The following is a 25,866-nucleotide window of genomic DNA, read 5'->3' as shown; positions in this document are numbered from 1 at the left end:
TTTCATTAATTTACCCTCAATATCACGATTAGGATTTATGGGTTTATGAAACGTTTTAGTATTACCTCCCTACTGTTTTGTATGCTGTTTATATCGCCGGTCTCATTTTCTGAAACCATGCGATTAAGTGTGACTTCGCCTAAGCAAATACCCTATACGGAAACCTTGTCCTTACCGGGAACATTTGTTGCAAAAAATGAAATTGCGATTGGCTCACCTTTGCAACAACAAATGGTGATTGATGTACTGGTTGAAGAAGGTCAATGGGTTGAGAAAAACCAACTACTCGCCATATTAGAATCTCCACTCCAAAATGCATCTGTAAGCCAGTTACAAGCTGAAACTGAAAAAGCCACAGCCTATATTAAGCAGCAAAAAGCAGTGGCAGAACAAGCGCAAAAAGAACTTTCTCGTCTAGCTCCTCTGGCTAAAACTGGGGTTATTTCTGCCAACGACTTTGAAAAAGCAAAATCAGAATCTTTAGCGGCTAATGCACTTTTAGATGCTAATAAAGCAGAACTGCGTCAATTACAAGCTCAGCTCGCGAAAGAAAAAAGCCAACAAGATAAGTCACGGATCATTGCGCCTATTTCAGGCGTGATCAGTGAGCGTCATGCTATTCGCGGAATGTTAACGGATAATCAGTTACTGTTTAAAATCATTGAAGATGGTGAAATTGAATTTGATGCGTTAGCGCATATTTCAGAATTAAAACGTTTATCAAATCTGAAGTTTATTCAATTAAAAACGCCTAACAACCATCAAATAGCAGGAAAATTACGTTACTTAGCACCGAAAGTAGATCCTATTTCACAACAAGGAAAGATTCGTATTTCTCTCGCCGAAAATGGAGATAATCTACAAGCTGGAGAATCAGGTACCGCGATTATTTCCAATCAAGAAAAACTGCAAACTACGCTCCCATACAGTGCCATTCGAACATTAGATAATGGTGAACGAGTTATTTTCACTGTTGTTGATAATAAAGTGAAGCAGCAAAAAATAGCCACCGGAAAAATTCATGATGGTCGTATAGAGATTTTATCCCCTATTTCGAGTGATACCGTTGTTGTCACCAATGCCCAAGCCTTTTTAACTGAAAATGATACAGTGACCCCAGCCAAGGATAGTCAATGAAACTCCAACTATCTTCATGGGCAATCACGCGCCCTATTCCTACTATAGTTATGTTCTTAGCACTCACAATTGCGGGTATATTTTCTTTTAATCAATTGCCTGTTACTGCAAACCCGGTAGTTAATTTTCCAATAGTCACAGTGACCATTACGCAAGATGGCTCATCCCCGACCGAAATGGAAAACGCTATCACGAAACCAGTTGAACGGGCAGTTTCTGGTATTCCAGGGATCCGTCATATCACATCAACCATCACTGAAGGCATTTCCACCACCACGGTTGAATTTGATTTAACCGTGGATGCCTATATTGCAACCAATGATATTCGGGAACAAATCGCACAAATCCGCAGTGATTTACCGCAAACAATTGATGAACCATTAATTAACCGTATTGATATCGAAGGCGGTGCAATATTACGTTACGCCGTTTCATCAGATAGCCAATCCCTTGCCGATTTATCTTGGTTTATTGATGATACAGTCAGTAAGCAGTTAATTACGGCTCACGGAGTACAAAAAGTTAGCCGCCTTGGTGGTGCTGATAGCGTTATTCGTATTGAGCCTGATACCGATAAACTTGCAGCATTACAATTGTCTATTCTGAGCATTAATGAATTACTCAGAAGCGTGCATCAAAATTCCGCTGGTGGCTCGTCTAAATATAATGACCTACAACATACTATTCGAATTTTAGGTGAAAAAAAGAACGTTGATGAAATTAACGATATTCAGTTACCTATTGGTAATCAACAGTGGATTAAACTCGGGGATATTGCTGCAATTTATCAGGGTCAAAAAACAGCCAAAACTATTTCGCAATTAAATGGTAAAGATGTAGTTGGTTTCGCCGTATTTCGTGCAAAAGGTTCCAGTGATACCGAGGTAGCAAATAATGTTGAACATGAACTTGCACAATTAAAACTGAAACATCCTGATATTTCTATTCAGCTTGTTTCATCAACTGTGAAATATACGGAGTCAAGCTACCATTTAACAATCCAAACTTTATTAGAAGGTGCATTTTTAACCGTTATCATTGTCTTCTTCTTTTTAAAAAGTTGGCGAGCTACCTTGGTCGCGGCTGTTGCATTGCCTTTATCTATCCTTCCCACCTTTTTGGTATTGGCAATATTTGGTTATTCACTTAATAGTATGACACTGCTTGCTTTGACATTAGTCATCGGTATTTTGGTCGATGATGCAATTGTCGAAATTGAGAATATTCAAAAATACATAGAGCGAGGCGAACGCCCTTATTTAGCCGCTTTAAAAGCCTCAGACGCGATAGGTTTTGCCATTGTCGCCATCACACTCACTATTGTTGCGGTATTCTTACCCGTCAGTTTTATTGGCGGTTTTGTTGGTAAATACTTTGTGCCTTTTGGTATTACCGTTTCCGCGGCTGTTTTATCTTCGTTACTAGTAGCCCGATTAGTTACGCCATTAATGGCGGCCTATGTTTTATTACCTGCAAAAAAGAAAGTGACCGAACATTCTGTACCTAACTGGATCAATCGATATTCTCAATTGTTAGTAATGACATTGAAACATCGCAAACTCGCCCTTTCATTCGCATTTATATTTTTGATTGGTTCAATCTCCAGTATTACTTATCTGCCTATTGGCTTTATGCCTGAAGGCGATATTAGTGTTAGCCAGATTGAAGTGGAATTACCGCCGGGAACCCCTGTCGAAGAAACGCAAAAAGCGGTTAGGAATATGACTGAACAATTGAAGTCACGTACTGAAATAAAGTCAATTTATACCATTGCGGGGATCAGTGATGACGCCGATGGAATAGCTCAGCATAAAGGCCAAATAATTCTGACATTAACAGAACCAAATGAACGTGAAATGTCACAAAAACAGTTTGAAAACTCAATTTCTCACCTATTACAACAAACTCCAGATGCACGCTATACCTTCAGTAATAGCGAAGGAAATAAAGAATTTTCATTGACCTTTACAGGAGCTGATCCCAAAGAGCTAGAAATTCAAATGCATAAGCTTCGCGATGCAGTTGCCAACGTAAATGGCATTAATAATGTGCGTGTTATTAAACCACTTTTACGTAAAGAGCTGATTATTTCCCCTGACCTGCAAGATTTAGGAAGAACTGCAGTTAATGTAGAAGAAATCGCCAATACATTAAGAGTGGCAACAATGGGAGAATCGAACTCTCGCAGCGCTAAGTTTAATTTACCGGATAGACAATTAACGTTACAGGTTGTTTTACCTGACAATCAAAAAAATGACGTAAGCGCGTTGCGTAATCTCTATATTCGTAGCGGTAACGATTTAACTGTGCCACTTAAATCCGTTGCTAACATTAATTTTAGCGATGGACCATCACAGATTGACCGCATAAATCGAGCTAGGAAAATGTCTATTGAAGGTAATTTAGATGGGTTATCACTTGGCGAAGCATTGGAACGCGTTGTCGAACTTCCTGAATATCAATCACTACCAAAAAGTATTGAGCCATTAGAGTATGGTGATATGGAGTTCATGCTCGATATGTTTGAACGTTTTAGTACAACAATGCTTTTCAGTGTACTACTGGTATTCGCCATACTCATTATTTTGTTTAAAGATTTTATGCAACCTATAACGATTTTAGTGGCACTACCATTCTCTATCGGGGGAGCCATTATCGCCTTAGTGTTATATGGTGCAATGATAGATCTTCCTGTCATTATTGGTATTTTAATGTTAATGGGAATAGTCACCAAAAATTCGATACTTTTGGTGGAGTTTATTCTTGAAAAAGAACGAGCTGGTTTAAATCGACAACAAGCTATTATCGAAGCGGGTCAGGAACGAATCCGTCCTATTATTATGACCACCTTTGCCATGATTGCAGGGATGATCCCCCTCGTACTCACAACTGGAGCTGATGCGGGATTTAGAGCACCAATGGCAGTTGCTGTTATCGGCGGCTTGATGAGTTCAACCGTTCTCAGCTTACTATTTGTTCCCGTTATTTATAGCTTGATGGATGATTTGAAAAAGAAAACATTGCCGCTATTAGCGAAATGTACATCTGTCACTCAATCTGATAGAGATATAAAACGCTGGTAGGAATAATTGCAATAATTTGGCTCTCCATACCAACGATGGAGAGCCAATAACGAGATGTTTTTAATGATTGTATTTGAAAGCTAACTTATTCTATTAACTTACTATTTTTTAATTTCACAGCCGTTTGATACCAGTGCTTATTATAATTTTGTGCCGCTTTGGGTAAAAGTGAATAGGTTTTAATCACTTCATCAATTAATGGCATCGCTTCAATCACACGTTTTTGTTCAAATAAAAACTCAGCGTAAGCAACCTTGTATTCAATATGATCACGATGACTTAATAAGGCACGAAACTCATTATCAGCGTCTGTAACCAAACCTAAGCGTACTAAAGAACGAGCATATAAAAAATGACCTGCATTCGAGTTGAACGTTGAATTTTTTTCACACAATAGGTCTAACGTCTCTTTACAACGCGTGTACTCCCCCGCTTCATACAGTGCATCCGCATATTTCAACATAATATCCGGTGAATACTGATTAATTCCTTGCAGTGATTCCTGATAGTATTTAATCGCATTTTGATAGTCACCTTTATCGGTATATGCATCTGCTAGTGTTACACAACTATTCGTAGTCGGATTTAATTCATACTCTTTTAGAGCTTGATTGATGCTTTTATTTGGGGCTAATTGTTTTTTAATCGCTCTTTCTAACTTATACCCATGGCGGGAATAACGCATAGTCGGCATCCAAATGACCAGCGCATAAACAATCGAGCCCAAAATTGGGAAAACAAATAAAATGAACAACCAATAAGAGTTTTGATTACTTTTTATTGAATGGACAGCGAAATAAATTGCAGGAATAAAATAGATTAATAATCCCAGAATGTGCATAACAACCTCAGTTAATATCAATTCGATGGTTTTGTATATAGCCGTACTCATACTTCCTTGTACAGCGGCTTACTTAGTCGTGACTAAATTAGCATCATGATGACAGGCATCACTCTGAAGGCAAACAGGAAAAAACCTGAAAAGATAAATTAAAAACAAAAAAATAGCTGGCACATTTGCCAGCTATCCTTTAGTAAAAATTTATAAATCAATAAATTAGGCTGTTAATGCTAATTTTGCACCGAACATTAAAAAGACGGCACCAATACAGCTATTTGAAAATTTAGATAATTTTTTATTGTGTTTTACCATGTTGGTCACTGCAACAGCACCAAATATCAGCATTGATAGATAAAACATGCTGCATGCTTCTAATATCACGCCGAGCACGAAGAATGGTACCCCTGCACTTGGGTACGCTGGGTCAATAAATTGAATAAAGAATGAAACATAAAAAATGATCATTTTTGGATTTAGTAAACTTAGAAAGACGGCTTTCTTATAAGTGCCTTTTGTTTCTAATATGATCCCATCGACATCTGTTGCAGATTCTTTTTTATGTAATACTGCATACAACGTTTTAATACCTAAGTAAAATAAGTAGGTAGCACCCGCATACTTGATCACGCTAAAAAATATAGGAGACGTTTTGACTAAAGACGCGACACCTAAGAATGATAAAAAAATGAGCAATGCATCACCAGTAAATACACCAAGTGCTGCTTTGTAACCATTTTTTACACCATATTTTGCGCTGCTCGTTAAAACAAATAGAGAATTAGGGCCTGGTACCAATGTAATAAAAATTACACCGATAAGATAAGTCCATAAGTTTGTAATACCGAAGTTTTCAAGCATAATAAACCCGCTAACTCAATAAAAGTTATAACAATTAATTCACATTCTTGCTTAATGGGTACTATGATACACATTTTTTATTTTTAATAAAAGATATCACCAGAGATATGTTAATATACAGAATATAAATCTAGCAATTTAATTATAATCTAGTCATTGATATAGATGTTGACAGTTGAAATTGAAATTAAACCCCAATCAAAATCACTTAACCAGCATCAAGCCAAAAAAAATTTTTAATCAATATAAAACTTCATAAACTAATAAAAAGTTAGTTTTTAATACCATTTAAAGTCTGTAGGTAGAGATAGTGATTTGTTCCACATTTCACGATATAACAATGGATACCTACAGCGTATCGAATAATAATTTTTACTCTAAATACCTGTAGTTAAATCAACATTGTCTTTGTTTAGACTTTTATTCAATGAATGACATTTCAACATACAGGTGCACATCGATGTCGTCTCAACAACCAAAGCCATGGCAACGCGCAATGATGGATGGAGCTGTCCATACATTACCCTTAAATCTTGCAGTTATTCCGTGGGGAGTTCTTGCAGGTTCCATGGCCATTGAAACAGGGCTTTCTTTTTGGCAAAGCATCGCAATGTCTGCAATGGTTTTTGCAGGCGCAGCTCAGTTAGTCACCCTAGGTTTACTCAACTCTGGGGCAGGCTATATTACAATTGTGATTTCTGTCTTCTTTATTACATCACAACATCTTTTATATGGGCTAACCATGCGCCCTCACGTAAAGAATTTTACGACACCACAACGTTTAAGCATTGGCTTTCTATTAACTGATGAGCTATTCGCCATTAGTGCAGCCAAGCGTCAAGCCCTCAGTTTTTCCTATTTATTTGGTGCCGGATTTAGTTTTTATCTTGTGTGGTTAGTCACCAGCCTATGCGGCATTGTGATGGCAAATTTGGTGGGTGATTTAAGTAAATTACATTTAGATTTCTCAGTCGTCGCGACACTATTGGCCATTGTAGTTCCACTCACTAAAAAAATAAGTACCGCCTGTGGTGTTTTATTTTCATTAATTACAGCAATTACCTTATCAATGCATTCGTTCAGTAGTGCAATTGTGATTGCCGGTGTTGGTGGAATGTTTGTTTCTGTTGGTGTCTCTCGTTTATTAAGGGAAGAAAAATGATCTGGATTTTAATTATCAGTTTAACGGCTGTTGTTTTCTCTCTCCGTTATATTTTTCTGATCCCTCAATTACCCATACGGTTACCATTAATTGTACGCCAAGCACTCAGTTATTCTGCCCCCTGTTTGCTTACCGCAATTTGTGCTCCTGTAATCTTATTAGAAAACCATGAATTGCGTAGTTTTCCTGATAATCCTTATCTTTGGGGAGCGCTATTTTGCGTTGTGGCTGCATCCTTACTGAAAAATATGTTAGTAACCGTCGGATTAACTTTAGTCTTTTTCTATGGACTGATTTACTTTATGGGCTAACCAATAATTTATAAAGCATCGGTAGCCGCCTTTGCTTTATAATAACGTTTCATGGCTAATATAAGCCTGTTTTTTAATCGATCCGTTGGATAATTAACCCCATGCTAAATAATTACGTTTTACGAAGTGTTCGTTATATGTTGGATTTGAGCGATGCTCAGATGGTTGAAATCGTAAAACTTGCAGACTTTTCAGTCACAAAAGAAGAAATGAGCCTCTGGCTAAAGAAAGATACCGATCCAGACTACGTTGAATGTAGCGACCTTGTGCTCGGTCACTTTCTTAACGGATTGATTTACCATCGCCGTGGTAAAGATGAAAGTCGTCCAGCGCCTGAAGTTGAAGATAGAATCAATAACAATATTATTTTCAAGAAATTACGTGTTGCCTTTGAACTGAAAGATGTTGATTTACTGGAAATCTACCAATCTGTTGATTTCCGAGTTTCAAAACCAGAATTAAGTGCTATTTTCCGTAATCCAGAACATAAAAATTATCGTGAATGTGGCGACCAACTATTACGTTACCTATTAAAAGGCTTAACACTACGCCTACGCGGAAATAAATAACTCGGATCACCATAATGTTTATTGGCATTATGGCAATAGGCTGATAGTAATATCGGCCTAGATATTTTTCAGCAAATAACTCAAAATGGTATCAACTTTCGGCGAAAGTGAACGTTTTGAGGCATAAACAGCACGTAGCTCAATCGGCGCTGGATACATATCATCAAAACTAACTTCCACCAATGTTCCCGTTTGAATTGCGCTTTGGCACCCCTCTTTTGATAAAATAGCAAATCCCAACCCATTAAGTGCCGCCGCACTGGCAAGAATACCGCTATTAACACGGTACTGACTGTTTATACTGACTTTTTTTAACTGACCATCATGTGTGCTAAAAATCCATGGCTGCCCCTGCAACGCACTGAAACTCGTGATACAGGGCATCATGCTGAGTTCATCCACGGTGCTGGGTATCCCTTGTTTTTCAATTAATTTAGGAGCAGCAACGACAACACTTTCCCATGACTTAACCAATTTTGAGTGATAACTACTATCAATCAATGCTCCACGATGAAAAGTCAGTAATAAATCCACGTCATCACCAATAACATCCAGAGGGGCTAGCTGCGTGTCACAGTGGATGGCAAGGTCAGGATGAGTAAGCGCAAATTGAGCCAGTAAATCTGCAAATAATACACTGCCAAATTCACTTGGAATAGTTAACCGCAAAGTGCCACTTAATATTTTTGAGGTGCTAATTTGTTGCAAGGTTTCATCTAATTCTAAATACAATTTTTGGCTTTTATTTAATAATAAAGTACCTTGTTCAGTTAAACGCATTTGCCGTGTAGTCCGTTCAATCAATCGGCAATTAAGTTGAGTTTCAAGCTGCTTAATTTGCCGACTCACATTTGATGTTGGCATTGAGAGATGTTTTGCTGCATTAGCAAAACTTCCCTGAGTGGCCACTGCAACAAATACCTTTAGTAAATTAAGATCAACAGGCATAATACAACCTAATTTTAGTGTTCATTAATGCCCCACTAATAACATTAGCAATAGCCAATTTCCATTATTTTTTGGTAGCGTAGATCCAATAACGTATCCTTATCTAATGCACTAAGTTGGTTTAAATCGTAGATAAGTTGCTGCTTCAGATATTGTGCAGCCAATGCGTAATTTCGATGCGCTCCGCCTAACGGTTCAGGAATAATTGTGTCGATAATTCCCAGCGCTTTTAGTCTAGGCGCGGTCATTCCCATCACCTCAGCCGCAACTTGCGCTTTTTGGGAATCTTTCCATAAAATAGAAGCGCAGCCTTCCGGAGAGATTGCTGCGTATGTACTGTATTCCAACATATTAATTCTGTCCCCCACACCAATCCCGAGCGCGCCTCCGGAACAACCTTCTCCGGTGATCACACAAATAATCGGCGTTGTTAGGCAAGACATTTCCTGAATATTGCGCGCAATTGCTTCAGCTTGCCCACGTTCTTCAGCGCCAACACCAGGATAAGCCCCTGCTGAATCAATGAAGGTAATAACTGGCAGTTTAAATCGCTCCGCCATTTTCATTAATCTAAGCGCTTTTCGATAACCTTCAGGGGATGGCATTCCAAAATTACGTTTTACTTTTTCCTTCGTATCCCGCCCTTTCTGTTGCCCCATTACCATAACTGGGCGACCGTCTAAACGTGCTAATCCACCAACTAAAGCTTTGTCGTCAGCAAATGCTCTATCCCCCGCAAATTCCTGAAACTCAGTAAATATAAGAGAAATATAATCAAGCATGTAGGGACGCATTGGATGACGTGCTAATTGCACTATTTCCCATGCACCTAAAGAAGAGAAAATATTCTCAGTGAGTGATTGGCATTTTTTTTCTAATAATTGGATCTCTTCATCAAGTTTTAGTTCTGATGGATGACCCTTTTGCTTAAAGGCATTTAATGCTTCAATTTTTTCATGAAGCTCAATAATAGGTTTTTCGAATGCAAGAAAGTGGCTAGACATAGTGACCTTAAAATCAACCAAGTAATTTTAAGAGTCTACTGAGAGGATCAATCCTATTCTATAAATAAGAATAGGATTGATAGTTATCAAAAATGGGATAATTAAGGCTAGATAAGATTTTTACGCAACAATACCGAGATACTGCCGTTCATGAACACTTCTTTATCTTGTATATACCCTAACTTTTCAGCAACACGCAGTGACGGTATATTTTGTGGTCCTATAAAGCAGATACTTTCTTGGTGTTTCTGCTCCGCGATTAACCAAGATAATGCAGCTTGCATCGCCTCCGTCGCGTAACCTTTGCCTTGATATTCAGGCGCAATCACCCATCCCGCTTCTGGAATACCTTTAACGTGGGGTTCAACAATGCGATGAAAATCGGCAAACCCAAGGTCTCCCACATAATTTCCTGTCGCTTTTTCTCTCACCGCCCAATAACCAAACCCGAGTAAAGGCCAAAGTCCGCCATACGCGAGCATACGCATCCATGATTCGCGCTCCGTTGAGGGAACACCGCCAATATGCTGAACCATTGAACGTTGTCCCCATAACTGCGAAAGTGCTGAAAAATCACTAACCTCATGTTTTGCTAAAACTAACCTATCTGTTTCAAGTTTAGGGATCACGAATTTCCCTCCTCTAGATTACCTAAATGGCGGCTCGTCGAATGTTCTTAATTTTCGGGAGTGTAGCTTATCACCTTCTTGTCGTAGCAGATCGATGGCACGGATCCCAATTTGTAGATGCTCCGATATTGCGCCTTCATAAAAACTATTTGCTTGTCCCGGCAGTTTGATTTCCCCGTGAATCGGCTTGTCCGAAACGCAAAGTAATGTGCCATATGGGACACGGAAACGGTAACCTTGTGCGGCAATGGTGGCACTTTCCATATCCACAGCAACGGCTCGACTAAGGCTAAATCTGCGTGCGGTTGCAAAAAATCTTAATTCCCAGTTACGGTCATCGGTTGTAACCACAGTTCCCGTACGTAAACGCTGTTTAACTAGTTCACCAGGCATATTACTTACCTGTTTAGTGGCGTCATAAAGCGCCCGCTGAACTTCAGCAATACTTGGAATAGGAATATCTGGTGGTAATACATCATCTAAAATATGGTCATCACGTAAATAGGCGTGAGCTAGAACATAGTCACCTATTTTTTGGCTTTCACGCAGCCCACCACAGTGACCTATCATTAGCCACGTGTGAGGACGCAATACTGCTAAATGGTCGCAAATGTTTTTCGCGTTTGCTGGACCAACGCCAATATTCACTAATGTAATTCCTCCGCCATCACGTGCAATCAGATGATATGCAGGCATTTGGAATTTTTTCCATGTTAAATCGGATGTAGCAAATTGAGGATCGGCATTTTCAGCGGTTAAATAATTATGCCCTACACAAGATAACGCGATATAGCGGCTTTCTGGATCACGAATTTGCTCACAGGCCCAATTCACAAACTCATCAACATAGCGGTTATAGTTGGTAAACAAAATGTAAGGCTGAACATGCTCAGGTGGTGTTCCCGTATAATGTTTTAGTCGCGCTAAAGAGAAATCTACGCGGAGTGCATCAAAGTGGGATAATGGCATATCGTCCGTCACATGATATAAGCCATCCGTAATATCATCACTGATATGAGAGAGATCTGTAATAGGAAAATGAGCAGCTAAACTGCTACTCATACTTCTATCAAGAATTAAATCTGAACCATCAATCACAAATGGATATGGAATTTCAGTCTTAGACGGACGAACTGCAAAAGATACGTCATAATCTTGTTGAAAAATGGTCAATTGCTCAACGAGGTAAGCTCGAAACAAGTCAGGTTGGGTCACAGTAATACTGTAATCTCCCCGTTTCACAAAACGGGCATAAGCTCGCGTTTTTTCACAATGATCAACCTTTCCTTCCCAAGTTACACACAACTCAGGGTAGGCAAACAACCCATTTTCTCGTGCGTTAACATCCGGTAATGTCCCTTTATCAACATAGGTTGCAATGGCATTTCTCAAGGCTTCAATGGCATTTGAATAGAGTAATGAGAGTGTTTCGATTGTCTCTTCTATAGAAAGATTTTCATATTTTCGGCATTGTTCCAAAGACACGCTTAACTCCTTATCAAATGACGTAAAATTTACGCCTTCAGTGTATGTTATTCATCGAACACTCACAAGAAATTGCATTTAATCCTTGAAAATTTAATAAGTTAAAATTTTCGTTTATCCTATTTGTTATTTAGCTATTTTTACCTATCACCAATTTCAAGATTAATTAAAATTAGAAAAAAAAGTATTTAAATCAACTTTAAGATAGTGCTTATAGATTATTTTAAACCTTAAATGAATTATTAACCTTCAGAAAAAATATCCTCTACGATATTTGTAATTTTATTTAATAAAGGAATAAACCCGAAATTAAGAACATTATTAAATTTCATCAAATAGTGAATAAATGTTTATACAATGTATATTTAAAAGTAATACTATGTCGCTGTAGCTTATGGTTTCAATGTTTATGAACGCTGGTATAAATACTTAAAAGGTATTAAGGAAATCCAATGAAAAAAACACTTTTAGTTTCTTCTATCGCTGCATTATCAATTTTGGCTGCTTCTTCATCTGCATTTGCAGCGAAAACACAAACTTATAACTGTGATGGACAAAAAATTAAAGTTTCTTTCCCTAATCAAGATACAGCAGTGATGCTTTACAGCGATGAACTGATTTTACTGAAAAGCAAAGAAGCCGCGAGTGGCGCTCGCTATGTTGGTGAAAACTTCCAACTATGGAGCAGCAAAGCAGGGTTAAACTTAGCCACTATTTCTGAAGATGATGCTGTTAATAACCGTATTTCTGACGATAAAGGTCGTGATTGTAAACTGGTTAAATAATTGTATATCTAACTACACGTAATCGTAAAAAGCAGCATAGCAATAATTATGATGCTGCTTTTTTATATAAAAATAATCTTATTGGGTAATTAATGTTAAAACTAGCGGTAATGTAATAACGGCAAAAATAGTTTGGAAAGTAATGATCCCCGCCATTAATTGACTATCTCCATTAAGTTGCTTAGTTAAAATATAGGATGTTGGTGCAGTAGGTATGGAGAAAAAGATAACTAAAAGCACACTTTCTAATGTAGGTAATTCAAATAAATAAGCCGTAAATGAGGCTAGAATAGGCATAGCAAGCAAGCGAAACAATGTTGAAACCATAATAGGCTTAAACTCTTTTCTGAGCGTTGCTGTTTGTAATGCCCCACCAATGCAAATTAGCCCCAAAGGTAAGCTGGCTGCTGCCAATAATTTTAAAAATTGATCAGACCCAAATGGTAAACCTATCGGTAATAAATTTAATAATATTCCTACGACACAAGAAATAATCAATGGATTTTTCACAATAGGCATGGCTAACTGCTTTAATGAAACTTTTTTTCCTGCACTTAACGACAGTACCGCAATAACATTACAGCTGGGAACTAAAATCGCCATAATCACCGCTGAAATCGCAATCCCTTCTGATCCAAAAAGATCCGCAACAATCGCCAATCCTAAATAAGTATTAAAACGAATGATTCCTTGAATGTGAGCTCCAAATCGTGGGATTGGTATTCTAAATAAATATTTATTTATCACGACAAGCAGTGAACTTACAGCAAGGATGAAAAAAATGGCGCAGGCAAGATAGGGTAATTTGGGATTATTGAGTGGCGCACTCGCCAAACTGTTTATTAATAATGCAGGAAATAAAATAAAGTAATTGAGTTTTTCTGCGCTAGGCCAAAAATCGGCAGAAAATAGTGCTGTTCTACGTAAAACAAAACCCATTGCGATGAGAGCAAACAACGGCCACAACACGAGTAAGATCTTTTCCATGATTAAGAAATTCTTTTTTTTCAAACCATTATGAATTGATAAATGTGACTATATCGTTAAAATCAATGAGACGTTAGTTAAAAAAAACGATACATATAGATACCTTTCCAGAGTGTGAGCTTTATTCAAAAATACAGTGCAGGTTTTTCCGATAGCCAACACATTTATTTATCGTTACTCTCATTAAATCTAATTATTATTTTTCAAGTTAGTCCTATGGATATAAAAAACCTTTGTAAGCTCTACCGAACTGGTAAGAAATTTAAGTATGTCTTTTTCTGGGGGCATCAATCCAAACAACAGCAAATTACAAAAAGCTGTTTTAGCCAATGGTATCCCGCCCCTTTTATCGTTGATGGTAACCGTTTCGCCAGTGCTGAACATTTTATGATGGCAGAAAAAGCGCGTTTATTTGGTGATAGTGAAATTCTGCAAAAAATTATCCATGCTCCGAATCCTGGAGCAGCCAAAGCCTTTGGACGAGAAGTTCGTGGCTTTAAACAAGATATTTGGGATGCAAACCGATTTGATATTGTTGTAAAAGCTAATTTAGCCAAGTTTTCTCAAAATGACGCGCTAAAGCAGTTCTTATTGGCAACCAATGAGCGTGTCCTTGTGGAAGCGAGCCCTGTCGATAAAATATGGGGAATTGGTTTAGCGGAAGATACGGAGAATATTGAAAATCCGCTTACGTGGAAAGGCTTAAATTTATTGGGCTTTGCATTAATGGAAGTACGGACACAATTAGCCAATTAAGATTTTTAGCACAAATATCCCGCTGTTATCAAACAGCGGGTCTTCATTTTATTGAATACTCATTTATAGTGGCATTCTATATTCAATAACACCCGGTTTTTCTGCTACCCAATTGTATAACTTTTGTCCACGTAAATTGGTTTCCTGGGTATGCCAATATAAACGTCCACACTGTTTCTGCTGCGCTTGTTGCTGAACAAACTCAATTAATTGCTTCCCTACATGGCGGCCACGAACTTCAGGGGTCACATAAAGATCTTCTAAATAACAAAAATCATTTTCTGCCCAAGTGGAACGGTGGTAAAGATAGTTCACAAAACCAACTACTTTGCTCCCTTCTAATGCGACAGCACAGTGCATTGGTTCTTTTTCGTCGAAGAAACGAGCCCATGCTTTTAATGTAATTTCTTCGCTTAAATCCACTTGATAAAATTTTTGATATTCCAGCCAATAAACTAACCATTCTGGGTAGTGCTCAGGGGAAACAAACTCAATAGATACCGGTAGTTCTGCATTATTCATAATAACCCTTCCATTTGTAGACATATAACTGAATGAGGTTATAGTACAGAGCTATCTGGTACTGTATAAGATACACTTTTGTTATTTATTTAGGATCCACTTATGAGACGAAAGCAGCAAGCTCAGTTCCCACTGTTATTAATTGAACAGGGTCGAATTAATGAAGGAGTTTACCATACGATCCGTAATGCAATATTGGATGGACGGATTGCTGCTGGCCTAAAATTACCTTCGACTCGGGCTCTAGCTGAGATGATGTCAATTTCTCGTAACTCGGTAATTGCAGGGTTTGAACGCTTAATCGATGAAGGCTATTTATATTCAAAGCAAGGCTCTGGAACCTATGTTTCTGCACAAATTCCTGATGAGCTAGTTCGTCCAATCAGCACCAAACAGGCGGCTTCCCAACAAGAGAATCCTGCACTTTATCTGAACTCCATATTGAATAACCTTCAGCCACTTTGGGAACAATCACGTCCAAATACCAATAAGCGCTCAATATTTAATATTGGCGTTGGTTGTGTTGATCAGTTTCCCCATGACCTTTGGGGGCGGTTATTAGGAAGAGTTTGGCGAAAATCCAAGCATGATATCACGCACTATAATCATCCTGATGGCTATATACCACTCAAAAAATTATTAGCTGATTATGTGCGTTCAACCCGAGGTGTTCATTGCAATGACAAGCAAATTATTATCGTCAACGGAACCCAGCAGGCAATAAATTTAGTAGCTAAAGTCTTATTAAAACAAAGCGATACTGTTTGGCTCGATGACCCTGGTTATGATAGTGCTCGTGCAATTTTAACCGCCGCTGGCGCCAATATTTCACCGATCCCTTCCGATAATGAAGGAATGAATATTGAATACGCGGCTGCACATCATGGTGATGCCAAACTGATTTACACCACACCATCACATCAATTTCCACTTGGAACAACTTTAAGTTTACCCCGCCGTCTTGCACTATTAGATTGGGCGCAACAGAACAATGCTTGGATATTTGAGGACGATTACAACAGCGAATTTCGTTTTCTATCCAAACCGATTCAAGCCTTACAAGGGCTTGATAATCATCAACGTGTTATATATGCCGGTACATTTTCTAAAATGATGTATCCCGGTTTTCGCCTTGGATTTTTAATTGTGCCAGAAAGTCTGAGTGAAGCTTTTACGATGATGAAATATTACAGTGACAGTCATTGTAGTTATTTAGAACAAGCCGCTTTAGCGCAGTTTATTCAAGAAGGTCATTACGCGAGACATATTCGTAAGATCCGCAAAATTTGTTATGAACGCCAAACTGCTTTTTGCCAATCCATCAATCAATATCTCCCGCATATTTTTGATGCCCAAATGAATGATTCAGGAATTCATACCGTCTGTTGGGTAAGAAAAGGCTATAACTTAGAGATTATCCTAGAACAGTGTCGTAACCTTGGTTTTGGTGCACAACCATTATCTCGTTATTGTATTAACAGCCAAAATAATGATGCCGTTCTATTTGGATATGCCGCCCACACTGAACAAAAAATCATCCAGAATATTCAGTTATTAAGTGAAGCATTGTTGAAAATATACCCAAGTTAAACAGAAATGATATTCGCCGCAATTCCGATTGCCGCTAGTATTGGACGGCTTATAAGATGACCTCAATGTAACTTTTCACTCTATTGAGGTGTCTATGACAAAAATAAGCTACCCATATGAACTGGAAATCGGTGACATTGTTTTCACCAGTATCGGCACTGAAGTTTTTCGCCAAATCGCTTCTGCATCAAAGTGTTGGAGTAACCATGTGGGCATGATCATCGGTCATGATGGTGACGATTATTTAGTGGCTGAAAGCCGCATTCCTTTATCGACTACCACCACATTATCCCGTTTTATTGCCCGCTCATCTGAGCATCGTTACAGTGTGCGCCGCTTATCCACACATTTAACCGAGGCACAAAAACAAGCGTTAGTGACACAAGTTTTTCCACGATTAAATAAGTTTTACCATACAGGGTTTAAATACGATTCATCACGCCAGTTTTGTTCCAAATTTGTATTCGACATTTACCAATCTGCCCTATCTATTCGTATTGGTGAAATCGAAACTTTCCAAGAATTATTAACAAAAAATCCGAATGCCAAATTAAAATTCTGGAAGCTGTGGTTTATTGGTTCCATTCCTTGGGAGCGCACGACCGTCACCCCTGCTAGCTTATGGCATCATCCAGAGCTTTCTTTGGTGTACCGTAGTCACGAAGATATTCATTAATCCCTGCATTTAACAACTGATTGATTGACTCTGACTACACAGATAAAGAGCCCTGAACCACAGGGCTTTAGCTAGCAACTCAACGTTTTTAGGAGTAACTTCAGCACTATCTTCACGCTATTTTTTGACTCTATTTCCTCATCAAAATACCCTCCTACCCCATACACCGATTTTTATGCCCGTTCGTTTGTTCAAAACGCAATTAATGGATGAGCACGTTCAGTAAAAGGATTGAGGAGAAACGCAATGGCGAATCAATTCCGAGAAAAACAAGTCCCTTTAATGTTATTTGTTTCTTACAGCGATAATTCATTTAAACAACATCATCCAAGAGCATCTCATGGGGGAAATAATATGGATTCAAAGTTAAATAGCTTAGAAAAAGAGATCGATAAAATGAAAAATGATCTGCATGAAGTCAAAACCAATATCGCCGTAATTAAATCCAACTATTCCACCAAAGAAGCTTTAGCCGCCAGCGCCAATAAAATCATTTTATGGTTTGTGGGTAGTGTGATATTGACTCAATTACTACCAGTGGTGGCTAAAGTTGTGGATGTGTGGGTAAAGTGATTAGCAATTATATTAATGAAATTGCCTTACTTATCTTGATTATTAGAACCACAAAAAAAGGCACTCGCCCCCGAGTGCCTTTTGGCTACAACCCGCTAAACTATGAGCTATTCAGCGGTTCTGGTACTTGTGCGGATAAGGTAGTCAAATGCGCTCAATGCGGCTTTGGCACCCTCTCCGGCGGAAATGATAATCTGTTTATAAGGCACTGTTGTACAGTCACCAGCGGCGAATACGCCCTTCACACTGGTTTCATTACGTGCATCGACTTCGATTTCGCCCATACGATTGCGAGCAACAGTATCACCTAACCAATTGGTATTTGGTAATAAACCGATTTGAACAAACGCACCTGCTACTTCCAAAGAGTGCACGCTTTCATCCGTGCGGTCTTTGTACTCTAAGCTAGTCATCTTGCTGCCATCGCCTTTAACTTCAAGCGTTTGAGCATTCAAAATAATATCGATATTGCTCAGGCTGCGGGCTTTGGCTTGCAGCACGGAGTCCGCTTTCAATTCTGACGCGAATTCCAATACCGTCACATGCTCAACGATACCCGCTAAATCGATAGCTGCTTCGATACCGGAGTTACCACCACCGATTACCGCGACGCGTTTGCCTTTAAACAATGGACCATCACAGTGAGGACAGAATGTCACTCCTTTTGTGCGGTACTCTTGTTCGCCCGGAACCCCCATATTTCTCCAGCGTGCACCAGTAGCAATAATAATACTGCGCGCCTTCATCACACCGCCTGATGCGGTTTCGATTTGGTGATATCCGCCAATTTGTTCAGCAGGAATAAGCTTAGTAACGGATTGACCATCAATCACATCCACATTGTAGCTATCCACATGATTTTTCAGGGCGCCAGCTAAAATTGCACCTTCAGTTTTTAATACCGAGATATAGTTTTCGATATCAACGGTATCCATGACTTGCCCACCGAAACGCTCACCGATAACACCGGTACGAATGCCTTTACGCGCAGTATAAACCGCAGCGGATGCACCCGCTGGACCACTACCGATGATCAGAACTTCAAATGGGTCACGTTCGCTAATCGCTTTTGCCGCACGCGCGTTAGCATTGGTATCCACCTTGCTCACGATTTCGCTTAATGTCATGCGACCTTGACCAAATTCTTTGCCGTTTAAGAAAACAGCAGGAACACCCATGATGTTGCGTTCATCAATTTCGTTTTGGAACAGCGCACCATCAATCGCCGTATGGCTGATGTTCGGATTCAATACCGCCATTAAGTTCAGCGCCTGCACGACGTCAGGGCAGTTATGGCAAGATAATGAATAGTAAGTTTCAAAGTTAAAGTCGCCTTCCAGCCCTTTCACTTGATCCAACAATTCTTGTGCTTCTTTAGATGGATGACCACCCACTTGCAGGAGAGCAAGCACTAAAGAGGTAAATTCATGGCCTAATGGTGAGCCCGCAAAACGCACGCCAATATTAGTCCCTGGGTTGGTGATTAAAAATGAAGGTGTTCTTTGTGCAACATCGTGCTCTTCACGCACAGTCACCTTGTCAGACAGCGACGCAATTTGTTCAAGTAATTGTTTTATTTCAATTGATTTTGCGCTGTCATCTAAATTCGAAACTAACTCTACGGGTTTAGTTAATCTTTCCAGATAGGCTTTTAATTGAGCCTGTAAATTATTATCGAGCATGTAATCCCCTTGGTCATAAAATCGGGTACATATACCCGTCGAATAGCCCGTTGCAGGCTTTTACTTAATTGTGTTTAGCGCCTGCAACGTGGCTTATTTTGCAATATTCTTATCGAGGGTTATCGATTAGATTTTGCCGACTAAATCTAAAGATGGAGACAGTGTTGCTTCACCTTCTTTCCATTTAGCTGGGCAAACTTCACCTGGGTGGCTTGCAACGTATTGAGCAGCTTTAACTTTACGCAGTAAGTCAGCAGCGTCACGACCAATGCCTTCCGCAGTGATTTCGATAGCTTGGATGATACCTTGTGGGTCAACAACAAATGTACCACGGTCAGCCAGACCTTCGTTTTCACGCATGTTTTCGAAGTTACGAGTCAGAGCACCTGTTGGGTCGCCGATCATCGCATATTTGATTTTACCGATGGTTTCAGAGCTTTCGTGCCATGCTTTGTGAGTAAAGTGGGTGTCAGTCGATACAGAATAGATATCTACGCCCATTTTTTGGAATTCAGCGTAATGGTCAGCAATGTCGCCTAATTCAGTTGGGCAAACGAAAGTGAAGTCCGCTGGATAGAAGAAGAAAACGCTCCATTTACCCGCAACATCTTTCTCTGTTACTTCGATAAATTTACCGTCTTTAAAAGCTTGATTAGAAAAAGGTTTGATTTGAGTATTAATTAATGACATTTGATGTCCTCCTGTTTGGTTGACTATTAAGTTACTGTTTCGCAGAGACTTAATCCAATCAGTCGTTGCTATCGATTTGATAGGCAAAATCTAATCATTAATTAAAAATTGATAGGCATAGTATTTTATATGGTGCAGCATTAGAACGCTTGCCGATAAAATCTGCAAGCGTTTTGTGAGAAGTAATTCGAGGTAATTTAATGGGAGCTGATGCAATAAAAACTATGCCATTGTGGCAATGGTTTTGCGAAAGCGCATTAATGCAAAGCTGAAGAATACGCTACCAATGACCACTAAAATAACAAACTGCGGCCACACAATTTCGAATCCCGCACCACGATATAAAATGGCTTGCGCTAGGCTAACAAAGTGGGTTGTCGGCATGGTTAGCATGATGTCTTGTACCAGTTGCGGCATACTTTCACGGGCAGTCATCCCCCCAGAAAGCATGTTTAACGGTAATAATACTAAGATCATCAATAGACCAAATTGTGGCATTGAGCGCGCAATCGTTCCCATAAAAATCCCAATCGATGTAGTGGCAAACAGGCTGAGCGCCACCCCACACATAAACAGCAATATCGATCCTTCAATCGGTACTTGTAGCAAAGTTTTCACCACCAGCAACAGCGAGACTGCCGAGGCAATCAGTACCACTAATCCCATCGACCAAATCTTTGACATCATGATTTCAAAAGGCGTTAACGGCATCACCATTAAATGCTCGACGGTACCATGTTCACGTTCTCGGATCAGTGCAGCGCCAGTTAGAACAATCGATAACATTGTAATGTTGTTAATGATAGCCATCACCGAACCAAACCAAGATTGCGTTAAGTTTGGGTTGAACCGCATACGCACTTCAAGATCAACCGGTAAACGCCCTTGGCTGCGGTATTTCGCCAGAAATTCGTTCACTTCACCTAGGGTAATATTTTGGATATAGCTATTCCCTAAAAAAGCCTGACTCATGCGCGTTGCATCGATATTAACTTGCAATTGAGGATGGCGCCCTGCAAGTACATCCCGTTGAAAGTTAGGTGGAATATCAATTGCAAACGTATAGGCACCTCTATCCAGTAAGCCATCAATTTCATTCGGCACAATATCCGCTGGCGGTAAGAAATACGGCTCATAGAAGCTATTAATGATACGATTTGAAAGCTGAGATTTATCCTGATCAGCAATGGCGATCGGGGCATTATGCAGCGAACCCGGCGTTACCGTTGCAGATGAATAAATCGAGACCGTAAACGCAAACACAATCAGTGCCAGCATTGCCTTATCGCGCCCTAAGCTTCGTAATTCTTTCACGCCTAAGTTAAAAATATTCTGTATTTTACGAAACATCCCTATGCCTCCTGCTTTTTCAGGAAATAAACACTCAAGCCAATCACAATCGGGATCGTGATGGCTAGCGGGATAAATGAAGCTTGTAAATCAAAGAAATTAAGCCCTTTAGAGAAGGTTCCCCGTGTGATCGTCAAAAAGTGGGATGTTGGGTAAATCTGCCCTACCCAGCGACCAATCCCTTCCAAGGAAGAAACTGGGTCTATCATGCCGGAAAATTGTGTCGCGGGGATCAAGGTAATAATCGAGGTCCCAAAAATGGCCGCGATTTGGCTTTTCATAAAACAGGAAATCAGCAGCCCCATTCCCGTTGCAATGGTGATATACAAAAATGCCGCTAGACTCAATGACAAGAAACTACCTTTAAATTCCACACCAAAAACATAGACGGATAAAATGCAAAGTAAAACAAAGTTGAACATCCCTAAAACAATATAAGGAAGTTGTTTACCGAGCAGAAATTCTAATTTGGTGATCGGGGTGACATAAAGGTTAATAATTGAGCCCAACTCTTTTTCACGCACTACACTGAGCGCGCTGAGCATCGCAGGGATCATCATTAATAATAGAGGAATAACGGCGGGAACAATCGCCGGTAAGCTACGAACATCCGGGTTATAACGATAGCGTGTTTCAATATCAATAGCCGGAATTCCTGCAACACCTGCCGGCTGACGCGCCGCCATCGTGCTTAACCACGCTAAATGCATCGCTTGCACATAACCACGCACCGTTTCCGCTCGGTTTGGCATCGCACCGTCTATCCATACGCCCAGTTTAACGTTATTTCCTTTGGCAATATCACGAGCAAAATTAGGTGGAATTTCAATCGCCACAGTGATTTTTCCGCTGCGCATACCTGATTCGAGCTGCTCATAATCTTGCAATGGAGGCTGCTCAATAAAATAGCGAGAACCTGCTAAGTTCAGCGTATAACCTTGGCTTAAGCCCGTTTGGTCTCGGTCGAGCACAGCAAAACGTAGGTTTTCCACGTCCATGCTGATCCCATATCCCATGATAAACATCAGGATCACCGTCCCTAATAACGCTAATGTGGAACGTACAGGATCGCGCCGTAACTCCATACCTTCACGAATGCTATAGCTAAATAAGCGTCGTAAACTGAAGCGTTTTTTGAGTGCTTCCGCTGCTTGCTCTTTCAGTTTTGCATCAACATGAAATTCAGGGGCGGTCTCTTTGCCCGTATCTTTATCGCCCACCGCATCCTGCAAATAGGCAATAAACGTGGCTTCTAAGGTATCTAATCCACGCTTTTCGATCAGGTTTTCTGGCGTATCGCAATCCAGTACTTTGCCCGCATGCATCAATGAAATACGGTCGCAGCGTTCCGCTTCATTCATAAAGTGGGTGGAGATAAAAATAGTGACACCGTCACGTCTTGAAAGATCGACCATTAAGTTCCAGAACATATCCCGCGCGACAGGGTCAACCCCAGAAGTCGGTTCATCAAGGATCAGCATTTCCGGCTGATGGATAACCGCCACAGCCAAAGAGAGGCGTTGGCGTATCCCTAGCGGCAGGTCATCAGGCAGCGTTTCACGCACATCGTCCAAGTCAAAACGCTGGCACATTTCATCAATGCGCTGGTTAATTTTATTTTCGGGAATGTGGAATAGCTTGGCGTGTAATTCAAGGTTTTGCTGAACACTTAATTCGCTGTACAAGGAGAAAGCTTGGGACATGTATCCCACGCGCTTGCGAGTTTCAATATCTTTTGGGTCAATCTCTTGTCCGAAGAGCCACGCTTGACCTTCACTGGCTTGCAATAAGCCTGTTAACATTTTCATGGTGGTGGATTTACCACACCCATTGGAACCTAAAAAACCGAATATCTCCCCTTTCGGAATTTTAAAATTCACATGATCCACCGCCACAAAGTTACCGAAACGCATCGTTAAATCCTGAGCTTCGATAGCGATAACGTCATCACCTCGTGTATCTCGAGGAGGAATAACCACTTTTTGGTGACCAGCACGTTTTTCTTCGGGTAATAACGCGATAAAGGCCGCTTCGAGGTCATTACAACCCGTTTGGGCTTTTAATTCAGAAGCATGCCCAGTTGCCATCACCTTGCCATCATCCATCGCCACCAACCAATCAAATCGCTCCGCTTCTTCCATATAGGCCGTTGCCACCAGCACGCTCATATTGGTTTGGCGTTCTCGAATGCGGTCGATAAGATCCCAAAACTGCGCCCGAGATAAGGGGTCAACTCCCGTTGTCGGTTCATCAAGAATTAATAAATCTGGGTCATGAATTAACGCACAGCATAACCCTAGCTTTTGCTTCATTCCTCCCGATAACTTTCCTGCGGGTCGGTCTTTAAAGGGAGCTAGCCCTGTACTTTCAAGAAGATCCTGAATGCGATACGCTCGCTCTTCGTTGGATTGCCCAAATAATCGGCCGAAAAAATCCACGTTCTCGTACACGGAAAGCGTATGGTAAAGGTTTTTCCCTAACCCTTGAGGCATATAGGCAATTTTGGGGCAGACATTGCGACGATGGTCGCTGTTATGCATGTCCCCATTGAGTACATTGACTTGCCCCTGCTGGATCACACGGGCGCCTGCAATCAGTGACATTAAGCTTGATTTGCCCACGCCATCAGGGCCAATCAGCCCCACCATTTTTCGAGCAGGAATTGCGAGAGTGATGTCATCCAACGCACAGTTATCACCGTAATGTTGGCTGACATGCTGTAAATCAACAATCACATCATCCATCAATTTATCGGTCTTTGTTTTATGGATCATTGTGTTAGCGATCATTGTGGTAATCTCACCTCAAGATCAGTTGGCCATGCGGCTTGTGCATCTAAGCGAACGTATGCTTTTCCGGGCAAACCTGTTTTGACATATTCAAGGTGTTTTTCCAGCAATTCAGGAGAAATACGTGCACGAACGCGGAACATTAGTTTCAAGCGTTCATTTTGGGTTTCCACTGTTTTAGGCGTAAATTGTGCAACACTGGCAACGAATGAGGTTTTGGCTGGGATCACAATATTTGGGGCTGCATCGAGAATAATATGAACTTCACTTCCAAGAGCAACCTTGCCAGCTTGTTCTGTTGGCAAGAAAAAGGTCATATACACGTCACTTAAATCCACCATGTTCAGCACGCGACCACCCGCACCAAGGACTTCACCTGGCTCCGCCACTCGATATTGAATGCGTCCATTACGTGGTGCTTTTAGAATACTGTCTTCTAAATCAGCCGTGATTCGTCTTTCTGTTGCCGTTGCAGCTTCTACGCGGTTTTTTGCTTGGACGATACCCGCTTGTGCAGAGTCAATGGCGGCGGTGGATGCAGCAACTTGAGCCTTTGAAGCTTCAAGCGCAGCCTTTGCACCTTGCATTTGTGCTGTGTCGTCATCCACTTGCTGTTGAGAAACGGCTTTAGTTTTCACTAGGACGCGAGAACGATTTAACCGTTTTTGTGCAGCATCTAGCTCCGCTTCACGTTGACGAACGACTGCCTGAGCCGCCAGCTTTTCACTTTTGCGCTGCACTAACCCTGACTCTGCCGTGGCAACCGCACTAATGGCTTGGCGTAACTGAGCTTGTACTTCATGGAGTTGTTCCTGTAGGGCACGGGTATCCATACGGGCGAGTTCTTGCCCTTGTTGGACAAAGTCCCCTTCTTTGACAAGGATGGTATCAATTCGCCCCGCTGTTTTAGTCGCTATATCTATCTCGGTGGCTTCAATTCTGCCATTACTTTGTGCAAAACCCTCTGGAAGACTACTCGAGTTTTGGCTCCAGTAATAATATCCGGCCGCTATAATTGCCAGAACCAAAATAAGATAAAACGATACTTTGCGCTTATTTATTTTCATACCATCCCTTCTCTATTCATTGAATAAATTAGTGAACCACAGTTGTTTTTGGTCGATAATTAAATTAATTAGTCACATTACAAAACTGTTTTATCTTGAAATAAATATCATCTACATTTTATTGTTTTATTATTTTTATAACGGACAAAGTCTATATAACAGCCATTTTGCGATGCTATCTTATTATTTATTATAACTTTATCAGAATTTAGCTTAGGTTAAATCGTTATGTATCACAAAAAAGTCACCCTCTCGAAAAAAGAGATTGTTTCAAGTGTAGATAGGAATATAAAAAAGTAACAATAAAGCCAGCAACGTTATTTGCTGGCTTTGACATGGTGATGAAAATATTATTTAAGCGTTAATGTTTTT

At 40.2% G+C, this 25,866-nt stretch carries 23 protein-coding genes; 10 read left to right on the top strand and 13 right to left on the bottom strand.

The window, feature by feature from the left end:
• The first annotated feature begins 45 nt into the window (after positions 1 to 45).
• Together ACIH2S_RS09335 and ACIH2S_RS09330 are read left to right on the top strand one after the other, a co-directional pair.
• Positions 46 to 1,137: an efflux RND transporter periplasmic adaptor subunit gene (locus tag ACIH2S_RS09335; protein ID WP_230083251.1), complete on the top strand. Its 1,092-nt coding sequence runs from the start codon at positions 46 to 48 to the stop codon at positions 1,135 to 1,137.
• Positions 1,134 to 4,220 carry an efflux RND transporter permease subunit gene (locus tag ACIH2S_RS09330; RefSeq protein WP_132495920.1) on the top strand — a complete coding sequence of 1,029 codons (3,087 nt, stop codon included), beginning with the start codon at positions 1,134 to 1,136 and terminating at the stop codon, positions 4,218 to 4,220. Before ACIH2S_RS09335 ends, ACIH2S_RS09330 begins: the two co-directional genes overlap by 4 nt.
• An 85-nt stretch (positions 4,221 to 4,305) precedes the next feature.
• Here the strand turns inward: ACIH2S_RS09330 and ACIH2S_RS09325 are convergent, their stop codons facing one another.
• Together ACIH2S_RS09325 and leuE are read right to left on the bottom strand one after the other, a co-directional pair.
• Entirely contained in the window at positions 4,306 to 5,112 is an 807-nt protein-coding gene (locus ACIH2S_RS09325) for a tetratricopeptide repeat protein (protein WP_430248531.1), read from the bottom strand.
• A 165-nt stretch (positions 5,113 to 5,277) separates the two neighbouring features.
• Positions 5,278 to 5,919 (bottom strand): leucine efflux protein LeuE, encoded by a 642-nt coding sequence (gene leuE / locus ACIH2S_RS09320; RefSeq protein ID WP_036948086.1) that lies wholly within the window; start codon positions 5,917 to 5,919, stop codon positions 5,278 to 5,280.
• A gap of 460 nt (positions 5,920 to 6,379) precedes the next feature.
• Between leuE and ACIH2S_RS09315 the strand changes: the two genes are divergently transcribed.
• The 3 genes from ACIH2S_RS09315 (at position 6,380) to ACIH2S_RS09305 (ending at position 7,961) form a co-directional block, all read left to right on the top strand.
• Complete coding sequence (locus ACIH2S_RS09315) at positions 6,380 to 7,081, top strand: AzlC family ABC transporter permease (protein WP_036948088.1); 702 nt, start codon at positions 6,380 to 6,382, stop codon at positions 7,079 to 7,081.
• Complete coding sequence (locus ACIH2S_RS09310; protein ID WP_036948090.1) at positions 7,078 to 7,392, top strand: AzlD domain-containing protein; 315 nt, start codon at positions 7,078 to 7,080, stop codon at positions 7,390 to 7,392. The genes ACIH2S_RS09315 and ACIH2S_RS09310 overlap by 4 nt, the downstream gene beginning before the upstream one ends.
• A 101-nt stretch (positions 7,393 to 7,493) precedes the next feature.
• Positions 7,494 to 7,961, top strand: a complete 468-nt coding sequence (locus ACIH2S_RS09305; RefSeq protein WP_036948092.1) for a DUF1456 family protein — start codon at positions 7,494 to 7,496, stop codon at positions 7,959 to 7,961.
• Between the two features lie 57 nt (positions 7,962 to 8,018).
• On the opposite strand, the gene ACIH2S_RS09300 is transcribed toward ACIH2S_RS09305, so the two are convergent.
• From ACIH2S_RS09300 to ACIH2S_RS09285, 4 genes are all read right to left on the bottom strand, one after another.
• Positions 8,019 to 8,909, bottom strand: a complete 891-nt coding sequence (locus tag ACIH2S_RS09300; protein ID WP_036948093.1) for a LysR family transcriptional regulator — start codon at positions 8,907 to 8,909, stop codon at positions 8,019 to 8,021.
• 44 nt (positions 8,910 to 8,953) lie between these two features.
• Complete coding sequence (gene accA / locus ACIH2S_RS09295) at positions 8,954 to 9,913, bottom strand: acetyl-CoA carboxylase carboxyl transferase subunit alpha (protein ID WP_430248528.1); 960 nt, start codon at positions 9,911 to 9,913, stop codon at positions 8,954 to 8,956.
• A 107-nt stretch (positions 9,914 to 10,020) separates the two neighbouring features.
• Positions 10,021 to 10,542: a GNAT family N-acetyltransferase gene (locus ACIH2S_RS09290; RefSeq protein WP_108478156.1), complete on the bottom strand. Its 522-nt coding sequence runs from the start codon at positions 10,540 to 10,542 to the stop codon at positions 10,021 to 10,023.
• Positions 10,543 to 10,560: 18 nt separating this feature from the next.
• Positions 10,561 to 12,027: an AMP nucleosidase gene (locus tag ACIH2S_RS09285; RefSeq protein WP_036948100.1), complete on the bottom strand. Its 1,467-nt coding sequence runs from the start codon at positions 12,025 to 12,027 to the stop codon at positions 10,561 to 10,563.
• Between the two features lie 452 nt (positions 12,028 to 12,479).
• Between ACIH2S_RS09285 and ACIH2S_RS09280 the strand changes: the two genes are divergently transcribed.
• The gene (locus tag ACIH2S_RS09280; protein ID WP_132495912.1) at positions 12,480 to 12,812 is read left to right on the top strand and encodes an MliC family protein; all 333 of its coding nucleotides are present in this window, start codon (positions 12,480 to 12,482) and stop codon (positions 12,810 to 12,812) included.
• A gap of 78 nt (positions 12,813 to 12,890) precedes the next feature.
• Here ACIH2S_RS09280 and ACIH2S_RS09275 read toward each other — a convergent pair whose 3' ends face one another.
• Positions 12,891 to 13,799 (bottom strand): AEC family transporter, encoded by a 909-nt coding sequence (locus tag ACIH2S_RS09275; RefSeq protein ID WP_036948104.1) that lies wholly within the window; start codon positions 13,797 to 13,799, stop codon positions 12,891 to 12,893.
• Positions 13,800 to 14,015: 216 nt separating this feature from the next.
• On the opposite strand from ACIH2S_RS09275, the gene ACIH2S_RS09270 reads away from it, so the two are divergent.
• Positions 14,016 to 14,555 carry an NADAR family protein gene (locus ACIH2S_RS09270; RefSeq protein WP_036948323.1) on the top strand — a complete coding sequence of 180 codons (540 nt, stop codon included), beginning with the start codon at positions 14,016 to 14,018 and terminating at the stop codon, positions 14,553 to 14,555.
• Between the two features lie 63 nt (positions 14,556 to 14,618).
• Here the strand turns inward: ACIH2S_RS09270 and ACIH2S_RS09265 are convergent, their stop codons facing one another.
• A complete protein-coding gene (locus ACIH2S_RS09265) occupies positions 14,619 to 15,077 on the bottom strand; it encodes a GNAT family N-acetyltransferase (protein WP_036948107.1) in 459 nt (152 codons plus the stop codon).
• A 102-nt stretch (positions 15,078 to 15,179) separates the two neighbouring features.
• On the opposite strand from ACIH2S_RS09265, the gene ACIH2S_RS09260 reads away from it, so the two are divergent.
• The 3 genes from ACIH2S_RS09260 (at position 15,180) to ACIH2S_RS09250 (ending at position 17,916) form a co-directional block, all read left to right on the top strand.
• Positions 15,180 to 16,667, top strand: a complete 1,488-nt coding sequence (locus ACIH2S_RS09260) for a PLP-dependent aminotransferase family protein (RefSeq protein ID WP_430248524.1) — start codon at positions 15,180 to 15,182, stop codon at positions 16,665 to 16,667.
• Between the two features lie 94 nt (positions 16,668 to 16,761).
• Complete coding sequence (locus ACIH2S_RS09255) at positions 16,762 to 17,343, top strand: YebB family permuted papain-like enzyme (protein ID WP_036948113.1); 582 nt, start codon at positions 16,762 to 16,764, stop codon at positions 17,341 to 17,343.
• A gap of 246 nt (positions 17,344 to 17,589) precedes the next feature.
• Complete coding sequence (locus tag ACIH2S_RS09250) at positions 17,590 to 17,916, top strand: hypothetical protein (protein ID WP_108478159.1); 327 nt, start codon at positions 17,590 to 17,592, stop codon at positions 17,914 to 17,916.
• A gap of 107 nt (positions 17,917 to 18,023) precedes the next feature.
• Here the strand turns inward: ACIH2S_RS09250 and ahpF are convergent, their stop codons facing one another.
• The 5 genes from ahpF to ACIH2S_RS09225 form a co-directional block, all read right to left on the bottom strand.
• Positions 18,024 to 19,598: an alkyl hydroperoxide reductase subunit F gene (gene ahpF, locus ACIH2S_RS09245; RefSeq protein ID WP_108478160.1), complete on the bottom strand. Its 1,575-nt coding sequence runs from the start codon at positions 19,596 to 19,598 to the stop codon at positions 18,024 to 18,026.
• A gap of 126 nt (positions 19,599 to 19,724) precedes the next feature.
• Positions 19,725 to 20,288 carry an alkyl hydroperoxide reductase subunit C gene (ahpC, locus tag ACIH2S_RS09240; RefSeq protein WP_006659869.1) on the bottom strand — a complete coding sequence of 188 codons (564 nt, stop codon included), beginning with the start codon at positions 20,286 to 20,288 and terminating at the stop codon, positions 19,725 to 19,727.
• Positions 20,289 to 20,510: 222 nt separating this feature from the next.
• Entirely contained in the window at positions 20,511 to 21,638 is a 1,128-nt protein-coding gene (locus ACIH2S_RS09235) for an ABC transporter permease (protein WP_036948121.1), read from the bottom strand.
• 2 nt (positions 21,639 to 21,640) lie between these two features.
• On the bottom strand, positions 21,641 to 24,382 hold the full coding sequence (rbbA, locus tag ACIH2S_RS09230) for a ribosome-associated ATPase/putative transporter RbbA (RefSeq protein WP_196712452.1): 2,742 nt from the start codon (positions 24,380 to 24,382) through the stop codon (positions 21,641 to 21,643).
• Positions 24,383 to 24,423: 41 nt separating this feature from the next.
• Positions 24,424 to 25,494, bottom strand: coding sequence for an HlyD family secretion protein (locus tag ACIH2S_RS09225; RefSeq protein WP_108478161.1), 1,071 nt, complete (start codon positions 25,492 to 25,494; stop codon positions 24,424 to 24,426).
• Positions 25,495 to 25,866 lie beyond the last annotated feature (372 nt).

The organism is Providencia lanzhouensis (assembly GCF_050469745.1).
GTDB classification, from domain to species: domain Bacteria; phylum Pseudomonadota; class Gammaproteobacteria; order Enterobacterales; family Enterobacteriaceae; genus Providencia; species Providencia lanzhouensis.
The sequence above is the reverse complement of the archived record's forward strand: the minus strand, read 5'-3'. Positions and strand labels throughout refer to the sequence as shown.